The following is a 9,788-nucleotide window of genomic DNA, read 5'->3' as shown; positions in this document are numbered from 1 at the left end:
GTAATTCATCTAATGAGGTTTTACGCAGAAAAGCACCTATCGGCGTAAGGCGACTGTCTCCTTTGGTCGCTTGGGTCACGACCCCCCGCTTCTCTTTATGAACCTTCATTGAGCGAAATTTATATACTTTAAAAATCTTACCGCTTGAGCCAGTTCTGTACTGTTTAAACAAGACAGGCCCTGACGATGTCATCTTAATGATCACAGCGATAACGGCGCATACCGGCAAAATCAGAAGCGTAATGAGTGTACCCAACACAATGTCCTCAGCACGTTTAGAAAAACGTGCCATGCCATTTATGGGCGACACACTCAGGTCAATCACCAAGTGCCCAGCCATTTCGCTAGTACGATGATTCAGCAAACGCATATCTTTAAAGTCAGGAATTAGTCGAATATCCTCGGTATGGTTCCTGAGCGCATAAAACAGAGCATGTACTGTTTCACCCATCTCCAGCGGAGCACAAATCCATATTTCAGCGGCGCCAGAGCGGCCTATCCTGGCCGATATGTTTTTCAGCTGATCGTCACTAGGGGTTAACGTTGTATGAAAACGCTCTACACCCACGATAGAGTGTCCTTCCCAAGCGGCTGCCCGCATTCCCTTAGCGACTTTAAGTACATTTTGGCCCGGCCCCACTAAAAATATGGGTCGCCGACTTCCTCCACGAAGAGGAAGCCTGCGCAAGCCCTGTTGTACAAGCACTCTGGCGCATGCGGCCAGAATAAAGGAGCTCAGTAGCGTGAACCCCACCCATAACCGAGAGTAACGTTCTGATGCATCGGCAAAATAGATAATCGACGTGACAAAAATACCTACGCCTAGCCATACGAAAAGTAGCTTACTAAGTAAATCTATGGTGGAAAATACGCGCCAACGCTTGTAGCTACCTGTTGAGCTATTAACCATTAAGACTATTAACGATATGCATGTTAATGCGAGAGCATATCGTTCATGCAAAGCGATAGTGCCAAATCTCGCAAGATAGACGCCTACCCCACAGAGAAAAATAATCAGTATATCAAGCACTGGAAATATAACTTGTGATGGGAAGCGCCCTGAGAAGGCTATACCTGTTTTTTGCCGATTAGTTGCGCCACCCATTTATTCACCATTCCATTTAAGATATTTTTTAACATACCCCAAAGGGAAAACGTGAATTTTCTTGCCATCGCTATCGTTGAAAAAAATAAAGGCTGATATATACACAAATAGAAAACCAATTATATTAGTGGATTTTGTTGTGTAGGATTCAGTTATATTTGAGATCAAAAAAAGCATTAAAAACGCGAAGCAAACGATCACTTCTTTAAATCCAAAATTATCATTCTTTACGAATTTCTTCATAATTAAATAAAATATAATCCCATATAAAACCACCCCCAAAAAGCCACCCTGAACAACGATATCAATATAGCCGTTATGAGCATCTTCTGGAAAAAAATTGCCCATCCCCTGAATCGGGCCAAACAAGTAAAAATTTTCCTTTGTCCAAAAGCCATCCAATCCATAACCAAACCAAAAATGCACGCCATTTATATGCGTGAGCGCAAAGTCCCAAATAGTAAGACGTCCCGTTAGAGACAAAAAATCACCATAAATGCTAATCCCATCATGCCCTGAAAACAAATCAATCACTTCTATATTCATAGCAATAAGCAAAGAAGCTATTAGGAACTCTGCAGCCAGGATCGTTATAAATGCCTTTTTATATAAATAGTTGCTTTTCAGTACGTAATATACTAAGCCGAACGCAAACGTAATTAAAGCAACTAACACTCCTGTAGCAAGGCCAGTGCGTGACCCAGTATTCAAGGTGACAATGACAGCAGATACCAAGGCAAAAAGAGAATACAGTTGTATAGCTCGATCCCTACTATAAAACATTAGTAACATAGAGGATACCATCAACAGTGCGCCTACTCTTCCCAGCGCATTTTTCTGATCGTAAATGCCCTTCCAATCACCTTCAAACTTTCCAGCCTCTAACCCAATATGGGGTAAAAATTCGGACACAGCAATGTTGACTATTAGTAATAAAAAAAGTGACACAACCAGCGTTTCAAGAAACGCCAGCAATGTTAGTTTATTAGCAGCAAAAGCAGCCACCACCACAACAAAACTATAAGCGATGACCTTGATTACTTCCGTTCCCACGTCGCCAACAAAAACACCAGTCACCAACATATAGACAAATAGGGCAGGAAAAAGAAAAACCCAAGGGCTTAAAACGATGCCTCTGACGAAAATTAGAACGCCAAAGTATGCCAATATAATAAGCATCAAACTATACTGGTGCCAAAATGATAAAATTCTGTCATCAATATTTCCGCCGCTTAAAAAAAACCAGCCTCCCAGAAACATTAATGTTACATTGATTTTTTTCATTCAACTCTCATTCCCTGAGTAGTTAGTTTTCTGAAAACAGACCCTTTTGCACAGTCGTTCAACTACTTAAATATTTTTCTTTTAAGTCTTTCTGCAAAGCTCATCTTCCAGCCTTTTCCCCAATGGTGTATTAAATAAGTATTGTTTTCTATATAGCTATACATAAGCTGCTTTCTATCATGTGCCTTGGCATAGGGATTATAAGGATAAAAGCAAGGCCAGGGTAACAGCTCAATACCTGACGCATCTTTCTCCACACACATATTGGCCACTTCTGGTGCTATCAGGAAAGGTTTGTTCCTGCGATGCCGGCTTTCAATAAGCTCAATAGCATTACGGAAAAAATGGTGGCCCGCTATACCTCCCAATACAGCAGTATTGAGCCGACCCTCATCTTCATAACCTAGAAAACAGTCATGCTTTAATAGAGGCGCTACACTTTTAACGGCTTCAATATCTACGTCGAGGTATACCCCGCCATGGTCACGCAACGCTACCATCCGCATATAGTCTGAAAGGAACGCCCACTGTTTTTTTTTCAAGCAAGAAGCGATAAAGGGGTGAGTACTATCGATAGAGCTTTCATTCCACTCCATGATTTCAAAATCAGGCATAGCTTGGCGCCATGTCTCAACACATTGTTTATACAATGAGGACATTTCACGCCCACCAAACCAGCAATAATGAATTTTCTTGGGTATCATAAATTACTCTATTTTATTACCAAATTTGATTAAAAAATAAGGATAGTCTTTAAAGTAACGCTTTGACAGGCGGCGCGGCTCTTTTAATAGACGGTAAAGCCAACGAAGATGAAGTTTATTTAGAACCCTTGGATAGTATTCATCGCCACGTGCTTGCACGATCTGGTCCAGATAACCACCACAGGTAAAGCCAGTCCCCTGCCATCCCTTTGCACGAGCATCCAGCAACACGTGTTCTTGTTTTCCTGCTCCCATGCCTACAATCAAGATATCAGCAGATACGACCTTATCAAGGCAGCTTTGATAGGCGTCTTGATTAGCAAAATAGCCCGACTCAGAAAACAGTATTCTTAGGCCGGGATATTTATTCTCCAGCAAACTTTTTGCCTGTCGAATATTTTCTTGTGTTCCTCCGATCAGAGCGATAGATAAATTATTATGACAAGCATACTGAAAAACAATGGGAGCCAAGGACGTGTCATCAAAACTAGTGCGCTTAATAACTCTTTTTTTGAACAATCGAGCATAGATAACAATTGCAATACCATCAGCCAGAAACTTTATCTTCTGACATTCTGAGGTTGTCAACGATTGGCATACCACGCCAAGCGAGTATGGATTTATAAAGCTGTAATTTTCTCCTGGCTTAAAAAGGAATTGCTTTTCTATTTTGATCATCACCGCATCCCTGGTTAATAATTAACACTTCCTACGGAAGTTCAAAACATCACGCCAATCGATAATAATAAAACCAAATCTTTTATGAACAATATACACAGCTAAAAAGTTTTGTATTACCAAACATAAGAGAAGTGAGTATGCGGCACCCTCCGCACCTAGCCTTGGAATTAAAATAACAGAAGCGGCGCCCGCCGCCAGCGCTGAATAGACGAGAATGTTTCTTGCTGCTTTCTGATTGTCGGTCATTAATAGAAACAAAACAACCGAGCCTGTCATTACATTGACTAACTGAGCGACAACCATAATACGTAATACACCTTCACCTGAGGTATACTCAGGACCAAAAAAGGATAGTATCCATTCGGGCCACACCAAAAAAACAATTGAAGGTACAAGTGAAAAGCAAAACATCTGCAGAGCACTTTTTTGCCCCAGCAACTTTAGGGCTTGTAGGTCATTTTCATGATGCAAGCGTGAAAACCGAGGCCCCAAAATACTGTCGTACACCGTTAGAATAAACCCAACGACCATTGCTACTCTTAAGCCAAGGCTAAATATCGCTACTTGACGCTCGGTTTCAAAAAGGCCTAGAACAATGCTTAACCCCCATTGAGTATAAAAAAATATAACACCTACCAATAAAAAATCAGGCAAACTACCATAAAACTTTTTATTAAACGTTATCTCATTTGTAGAAAGAAGACCACTTCTTTTATAAACACCTGTTACTAACCCAACCGCAATTGATAGATATATTGCCAGCACAACTGACAACATAGACATTAAATGAACAACGTTTAATGTAACCCCTAATAGCATTGTAAAAATGGTAATCATGAGGCTAAGCACAATTGAGATGCAGCCTATTTCAAACAAGCATGAAACATTAGCTCTTCCCCAGCCCTTTAGAATAAAGTTACATAGATAAATAATGGTGTACAAAGGTGAAACAAACGCAGTTATTCTTAAACTTGCCACACCCAAATCATGGCTAGAAAAAAACCACGTGGATACGATAGGTGCCAAGAACCATAACAAGATAGCCAATAAAGCACTAACTATTAGGTTTATAATAAAAGCTTGCTTATAAATCCAACGCACTTCGTTTCTACTATTATTTGAGAGTGCAACGCCCATAAATTTCAGTGTTGCTCTATCAGTACCTATACTGGCAAACACCTGCAAGCCAATCATAATAGAAAAACATATCATGAAAGAACCGAAATCCTGAACGCTTACTTGTGTAGCGAGTACATAGGAGAGTAAAAAAGTGCCGCCCGCAGCTACGCCCCTCGCAGCAAATGTCGTTAACAACTGATTTTTAACCAAACTCATAGGTACTCTTTATAAAGTTATCGACAGGCAATTAAACACTATATTTTATATAGCATATTTTTTTCGAGCATTATGATCACGAGTTTGAGACAAATATCATAACCCACCTTTCTTATGCTAACACAGGTTAAGAACAAGTATCTTTTTTAGGCTCTGTCTGAAAAGTGTCTGCGCTCGTCGACTTTTCAGACAGACCCTAGTACGTATCCACGAGCAAGCAAGGTTCGACACTTGCATTTCCGCTTTATTGATAACCTCTTCGCTCGCCAACGGACTAAAGCTTACAGTACAGTTTTTTTAACTAGCTGAGATCTTCCAACGAGAGCTCTTTTTAAAAGTATAAAAAAACCGGCCTCAAAAGAGGCCGGTTCTATTAGGTCTGCTAGGCAGGTTACTCTCAAAGCAAGGTTATTAAACCAGGCTTAGAAGAAGTAACGAACGCCTGTCAGCCAGTATGCATCATCAGTCAGGTTATCAAACTGCTGACGTGTGCTGTCGTTGCCAGCTTTGGCATCGTTATCGTTAACTTCCAGGAACACATCCATAGCGCTGGAAACTTTGTAGTAGCTTCCCAGTGACCAGGCTTTGCTGCTGTCTTGGCCGTCACGGTTGATGTTGTAGAAGTCACCCGTGAATGCCCAAGGACCGGTGGTGAAGGTAGCACCTAAACCAACAGTGTTGTAGCCATTTTCGTCTTTCGCGCCCATGCTATCTTTGTAGCCTTGGTCGTTATTATTTTGACGATTTTCGTAACCAAGACGCGCAGAGAACTGGTCAGTGAACTCGTACTGACCGATTAGGCCGTACATCATTTCACCGTTACCGCCGCCACGACGAACGTCTTCAACAAAACCCAGACCTACCGTAACAGGACCGTTCTCATAACGAACACCACCTTGCGGTGCTATAACGTTACCTTGCTCGGTAGTCTCTACACCTTCAACCAAGCCACGCTCGCTGTAGTTTTTCAGCTGCAGGAAGGCAGTGAAACCTTCCAGGTCAGGCGTGTAGTAACCGATAGAGTCGCCGCGCGACTGTTTGCCGTTACCAGCGAAGTGCAGGCCATTGTTGATGTAAACATCGAACGGGCTGGACACAAACTGCAGGTAGAAGCTATCGAAGTTACCGGCTTGGAAAGTACCGTATTGCTGGCTCTGAACACCTAAGTAGCTCTGGCGCAGCTCGTCAAAGCCGCTACCAGCGTCTTCCCGGCTGTTGGCTTTAAAGCGCCACTCAAGACGACCAAATGCGGTCATATCGCTAGTGATTGCTTGGCTCATGCGCAGGCCAAGGCGAGAACCAACGTTTACGAAGTCACCGCTGCGGTTAATGCGCTCGCCGCTGCTGTTGTACTTAACACCGCCGCCTTCAACACCCAGACCAATACGGCCATAGATATCCAGCTTGGTGCCGTCCTGGTCATATACGGTAGCTGCTTGAGCGGCAGCCGTGGCACTCAGGGCACCGATGATAGCAGTCGCTAAAAGTGTCTTTTTCATGATATAGGTTCCTTAACTAGCTTACTGTTTCGATCGTAGCTGCCGGGCTTATATGGGCCTTCAGCAGTTGGCTCGCGGGCTGTGCTCGTTTTCTCATCCTCTGGTTTTTCCCAGTGGTATGTGGCACGTCCTCAAACAAACCTTGTTATAGTCCAATGCTCGCACGTCAAACTCTATACCGGGATTTCAGTTAACGCAATAAAAAAAACAGTGTTTTTTTATGAAATAAGCAATTTTGAGGAACCCCACCAGCGTAATCAGGTCTCAGCGCGCTTTGAACCTTTGCTGTAGGTCTTTTAATTTATCTTCCATGCTCAACGGCTTTTCTTGTCTAACCTTATCCGCCTCTTCACCCTTGGCCTGGATGGTTTGCGTCGTTATCGCCAGTGTTGATAGGTGGGCGCTCTTTTTTTCTAAAGGCTTTCCTTGTGGCGTGTGCTGTACACACTCTGTTGCCTCTACTCTTTTTTGTTTAGCCTTACGTTTCTCCGCAGCGTGCAAAGCTGCTTCTATATCTACCTTTCCGGCCAACTGGCCATCCAGATCAATACGCTCTACCCCTTCCCGTACCGATTTTAAATAACGCGGTAAATTCACGTAATTAGCCAAGGCGCGACGAATCAGCTTTCCTGACCAAGGCTCACGTGCTGCCAGGTCTTGATGAATACCGACTTTTAAGGGCTTCGTGTGGCCTTTGAAAAAGGTATTCGGGTAACGCTTATACCACTCTTTTAGAAGGGCATGAGGCGACGGTGGCTGCGCATCATGAGCAGCCAGGGCTTCAGCTACATCTGCTTCGGGATTTGAATTTGCTGACACTGGGCGGGGCGGCTCAACCGTAGGCTGAGCCAATGTCACCTGTTCTGTGCCTTCATGCACGCCATCCGTGTTTGCTTTTTGACTCGGCGCACTTAGATCGTTGAGCGTTTGTTGCTGCGTAACTGCTTGCGTTGCGAGCTGCTCTTTTAACTGCACGTTCTCCCGCCGTAGGGCTTGCAACTCCCTTTGAGCCTGCTCAAGGCGCGACTCCAGGCTGTCTAATAACTGCATTACGCTGGCGGCCATACCTTCTCCTTTGACCTTTTTTAGTCAGCAGTGCGCTCATAAACTACAAAATCGTACGCTGGCTTGCCATCAGCAGGTGTTCCAGCCACACGCTGCACTTCCCGCCACTCATCTGCTGCCAATTCGGGGAATGCAGCATCACCTTCCACTTCAACATCCACTTCTGTGATGTAAAGCCGCTGTGCAAATGGTAGCGCCTGGCGGTAAATCTCTCCGCCCCCCATCACCATAATTTCTTCAGCCGCATCAATCGTTGCCTGCTGGTCTGCCAGTGCCAAAGCGGCGGGCAAATCGTGACAGACTCGAACACCATCGGGTGCGAACTCTTTATTATGCGTTACGACTATATTAAGCCGATTCGGCAGCGGCTTGCCAATGGAGGCGTAGGTTTTGCGCCCCATGACCAACGGTTTCGCCTGAGTCATACGCTTGAAGAATTTAAGATCTTCCGGAAGATGCCAAGGCAGCTTACCATCCACACCAATAACACGGTTTTTAGACATTGCTACAATCATGGCAACAGGAACTAAAGGTTCAAATTCATTGCTGGTAAGGCTCATACCGCTACCTTGGCTTTTATATGGGGATGGGCGTCATACGCTTCGATGTGGATATCATCAAAGGTAAATGCAAATAGATCCTTCACCTCAGGATTCAGCACCAGCCGAGGCGGTGCTTTCGGCTCACGCGTGAGCTGCTCTTTCGCTTGCTCAAAATGGTTGCTATAGAGATGTGCATCCCCCAGCGTATGAATAAACTCTCCCGGCTCAAGCCCCGTTACCTGCGCCACCATCGCCAGCAGTAGCGCGTAGCTTGCAATATTGAACGGTACGCCAAGAAAAATATCGGCACTGCGCTGGTAAAGTTGGCAGGAAAGGCGCCCGTTTGCTACATAGAACTGAAACAGACAGTGGCAAGGCGGCAGTTTCATTTCATCAACCTGAGCAGGATTCCAGGCGGAGACTATCAACCGACGCGACTGTGGTGTGGTACGAATTTGCTTCAATACGTTGGCAATTTGGTCGACGCTGCCTCCTTTAGGGTCAGGCCAGCTGCGCCATTGATAGCCATAAACAGGGCCAAGATTGCCGTGTTCATCAGCCCATTCGTCCCAGATGCGTACACCGTTTTGCTGTAAATAGGCAATATTGGTATCGCCTTTCAGAAACCACAAGAGCTCATGGATGATAGAGCGCAAATGCAGTTTTTTCGTCGTTATCAGTGGAAAGCCGCGTGATAAATCAAATCGCATTTGATGACCAAACACCGAGCGCGTGCCCACCCCGGTACGGTCGTTGCGGTCAACGCCATGTTCCAACACAGTGCGCATTAGATCCAAATACGGCTGTTCAAGCGCAGGTTGAGCGCTGGCATTCGTCGTCATATTTGATGTAGGCGTGGTAACAGTCACAGAGTTTCCAAAATTGCAGGCTATATAGAGGCGTATTCTAGGCCGCTTGGCAGCAAGGGTCTAGCGCAAGGGATTAATGGCTGATGAAGCATTCGCAAGCCTTGTGGAATAACGCCCATTGGTACCTCGTTCACCTTGGCACCGCTGCGCGGTGCTCTCGCGGGTGCGCTGCGCTTACCACGCGCTACAAATTCACCTAACGCTTTGATTATTTAAATGTAGCGCGTGGTAACGCGCCGTGAGGGACGAACGGCAAGGCACCCGCGGGAGGCGGCGGAACGACGCCCATGGGCACCTCATTCGCCTTGGCACCTCTCTGCATCTTGCCGTCTCTCTGCACTTGGCACCGCTGCGCGGTACTTCCGCGGGTGCGCTTCGCTTACCACGCGCTACAAATTAGCTAACGTTTTGATTATGCAACTGTAGCGCGTGGTAACGCGCCGTGAGGGACGAACGGCAAGGCACCCGCGGGAGGCGGCGGAACGACGCCCGTTGGCACCTCGCTGCATCTTGGCACCGCTGCGCGGTGCTCCCGCGGGTGCGCTGCGCTTACCACGCGCTACAAATTAGCTAACGCTTTGATTATGCAAATGTAGCGCGTGGTAACGCGCCGTGAGGGACGAACGGCAAGGCACCCGCGGGAGGCGGCGGAACGACGCCCATTGGTACCTCTCTGCACTTGGCACCGCTGCGCGGTGCTCCCA

At 45.6% G+C, this 9,788-nt stretch carries 9 protein-coding genes; all 9 read right to left on the bottom strand.

Annotated features, from left to right (window positions below; genetic code table 11):
• A partial coding sequence (locus ACT3T6_RS17370; protein ID WP_444625969.1) for a sugar transferase occupies positions 1 to 1,105 on the bottom strand: 1,105 nt, incomplete at its 3' end.
• Positions 1,106 to 2,389, bottom strand: a complete 1,284-nt coding sequence (locus tag ACT3T6_RS17365) for an O-antigen ligase family protein (protein ID WP_193053738.1) — start codon at positions 2,387 to 2,389, stop codon at positions 1,106 to 1,108. It lies immediately after the preceding gene.
• A 62-nt stretch (positions 2,390 to 2,451) separates the two neighbouring features.
• Complete coding sequence (locus tag ACT3T6_RS17360) at positions 2,452 to 3,093, bottom strand: glycosyltransferase family 32 protein (protein WP_193053739.1); 642 nt, start codon at positions 3,091 to 3,093, stop codon at positions 2,452 to 2,454.
• Positions 3,094 to 3,096: 3 nt separating this feature from the next.
• Positions 3,097 to 3,771 (bottom strand): WecB/TagA/CpsF family glycosyltransferase, encoded by a 675-nt coding sequence (locus ACT3T6_RS17355; RefSeq protein WP_193053740.1) that lies wholly within the window; start codon positions 3,769 to 3,771, stop codon positions 3,097 to 3,099.
• A 21-nt stretch (positions 3,772 to 3,792) separates the two neighbouring features.
• Positions 3,793 to 5,109: a polysaccharide biosynthesis C-terminal domain-containing protein gene (locus ACT3T6_RS17350; protein WP_193053741.1), complete on the bottom strand. Its 1,317-nt coding sequence runs from the start codon at positions 5,107 to 5,109 to the stop codon at positions 3,793 to 3,795.
• Between the two features lie 422 nt (positions 5,110 to 5,531).
• Positions 5,532 to 6,608: a porin gene (locus ACT3T6_RS17345; RefSeq protein ID WP_193053742.1), complete on the bottom strand. Its 1,077-nt coding sequence runs from the start codon at positions 6,606 to 6,608 to the stop codon at positions 5,532 to 5,534.
• Between the two features lie 264 nt (positions 6,609 to 6,872).
• Positions 6,873 to 7,673, bottom strand: coding sequence for a ProQ/FINO family protein (locus ACT3T6_RS17340; protein ID WP_193053743.1), 801 nt, complete (start codon positions 7,671 to 7,673; stop codon positions 6,873 to 6,875).
• A gap of 20 nt (positions 7,674 to 7,693) precedes the next feature.
• Positions 7,694 to 8,233 carry a dihydrofolate reductase gene (locus ACT3T6_RS17335; protein ID WP_193053744.1) on the bottom strand — a complete coding sequence of 180 codons (540 nt, stop codon included), beginning with the start codon at positions 8,231 to 8,233 and terminating at the stop codon, positions 7,694 to 7,696.
• Positions 8,230 to 9,057 (bottom strand): thymidylate synthase, encoded by an 828-nt coding sequence (locus tag ACT3T6_RS17330; RefSeq protein ID WP_193053750.1) that lies wholly within the window; start codon positions 9,055 to 9,057, stop codon positions 8,230 to 8,232. The genes ACT3T6_RS17335 and ACT3T6_RS17330 overlap by 4 nt, the downstream gene beginning before the upstream one ends.
• Positions 9,058 to 9,788 lie beyond the last annotated feature (731 nt).

Source organism: Halomonas sp. 72 (assembly GCF_052379785.1).
In the GTDB taxonomy this organism is placed as follows: domain Bacteria; phylum Pseudomonadota; class Gammaproteobacteria; order Pseudomonadales; family Halomonadaceae; genus Vreelandella; species Vreelandella citrativorans.
Note: the sequence above shows the minus strand (reverse complement) of the source record. Positions and strands in the feature narration are given on the sequence as shown.